Consider the following 1827-nt stretch of genomic DNA (forward strand, 5'->3'; position numbering starts at 1 on the left):
GCCTACGGCCAGAGGCCGTCGTCACAGTGCTCTTGCCCGGATCAGGCATGAGGCGAGTGCGACCGCGCCTTCGTGGGAGGTTGCGGCCCTGTCGTGGGCCACCTCGTCTCTCCGATGAGAACAGCGACAGTAACCGGTCCGAGTCAGCTATCGATGCAACTGAGGATTGATCACGGTGGATAACCAGAGCACAGACAAGGCGCGCAAGACCGCCGAATCGCTGGAGTACATGCACGGCTTCGGCAACCTTCACTCCAGCGAGGCGCTGCCCGGCGCCCTGCCGGTCGGCAACAGCATGCCGCAGCGGCCGCCGTTCGGGCTCTACGCCGAGATGATCCACGGCAGCTCCTTCACCGACTCGCGGGACAACACCCGCTACTCCTGGATGCACCGCATCCGGCCGTCGGCGCAACACCGCCCCTTCACCAGGATCGATACGGGGACGTTCTGCGGTATCGCCGACGCCCAGTCCGAAATGAACCGCACCTCTTGGACCCCGCTGCCCGCCCCGGCTGCCGACACGGACTTCGTCTCCGGCATGTGGACCCTCGGCGGCAACGGCGACCCGGCCGAGCGCACCGGTATGGCCGTGCACTTCTATACCGCCAACACCTCGATGCAGGACAAGGTGTTCAGCGACTCCGACGGCGAACTGCTGATCACCCCGCACGAGGGTGAGCTGCTGGTGCGCACCGAGTTCGGGCTGCTGCACGTCAAGCCCGGAGACGTCGCGCTGATCCCGCGCGGCGTACGGTTCCGGGTGGAGCTGCTGGACGCGGTCGCCCGCGGCTATGTCGCCGAGAACTTCGGCCGTCCGATGGTTCTGCCCGAGCTCGGCCCCCTCGGTACGACCGCTCTGGCGAACCCGAAGGATTTCCGCGTCCCGGTCGCGGCCTATGAGGACATCGAGCGACCGGTGGAGGTTGTCGTCAAGTACGGCGGAGAGCTGTGGAGTTCGGTCTACGACCACTCGCCGCTGGACGTCGTGGCCTGGCACGGCAACCATGTGCCTTACGTCTACGACCTGCACGCCTTCCAGACCGTCGGAACGCTCAGCTACGGCCACACTGACCCCTCGGCCTACACGGTCCTCACCTCTCCGACCGACACCCCCGGTGTGGCCAACTTCGACTTCTGCTCCGTCGTCGGGCGGTGGGAGGTGGCGATGGACACCTTCCGGCTGCCGTACTACCACCGAAACATCGGCAGCGAGTTCGTCGGCATCCTCAAGACCCCGCCGACCGGGGCGACCATGTTCGGCGAGCCGGGCGCCGGCATGCTCCACAACATGCTGGCGTCGCACGGCTCTTCGCCGGAGGGCGACGCCTTCGCGACCAATGCGGAACTTGCGCCCCAGTGGCTCGATCTCGGCCTCATCATCTTTTTCGATGCCCGGCTTCCGCTCAAGCTCACCCGCCAAGCACTCGAGACGCCTCGGCGGAGCCAGGACTTCGACGCGATGTGGCAGGGCTTCGAGCGCCGTTTCCCGCGCTGACGAGGACGGCCGGCCGAAGGTCCTCTCGGGGTGCAGGGGCCCGGCCTGTTCATCAGGGTCCACCGCGCCGCAGTCGGTCCGTCAGCACTCATCCGGGGCCGTGCTGAACAGCACCGACGGCACCGGCCGCGCGCAGCGGGAGCTGCCCACCGCCGATGAGTGGTTCCGCGTCCACGAGGTCCGGCAGGCGCGCCGCGCCAGCGGCTTGTCACGCAGCGGTGGCCGGGTGGCCGCTCCAGGTGGGGATGGGTGAGTCGGCGAAGTCGGTCGCGGTGACGAACTGGCGCCAAGCTGGTGGGGCGTCACCGCGACCGATACGCCACAACCTAGTG

The 1827-nt window shown here is 67.7% G+C and carries 1 protein-coding gene; it reads left to right on the plus strand.

The genetic code is table 11. From position 1 onward, the window contains the following. The first annotated feature begins 229 nt into the window (after positions 1-229). Complete coding sequence (locus tag ACRWNP_RS37045) at positions 230-1495, plus strand: homogentisate 1,2-dioxygenase (RefSeq protein WP_431969396.1); 1266 nt, start codon at positions 230-232, stop codon at positions 1493-1495. Positions 1496-1827: the final 332 nt, after the last annotated feature.

Origin of the sequence: Actinacidiphila sp. bgisy160, from assembly GCF_965342435.1 — a bacterium.
Classification (GTDB): domain Bacteria; phylum Actinomycetota; class Actinomycetes; order Streptomycetales; family Streptomycetaceae; genus Actinacidiphila.

What these genes read in the sequence shown, in the direction of transcription:
- ACRWNP_RS37045 (WP_431969396.1), top strand. Translation starts at nt 230, where the DNA reads ATGCACGGCTTCGGCAACCTTCACTCCAGCGAGGCGCTGCCCGGCGCC.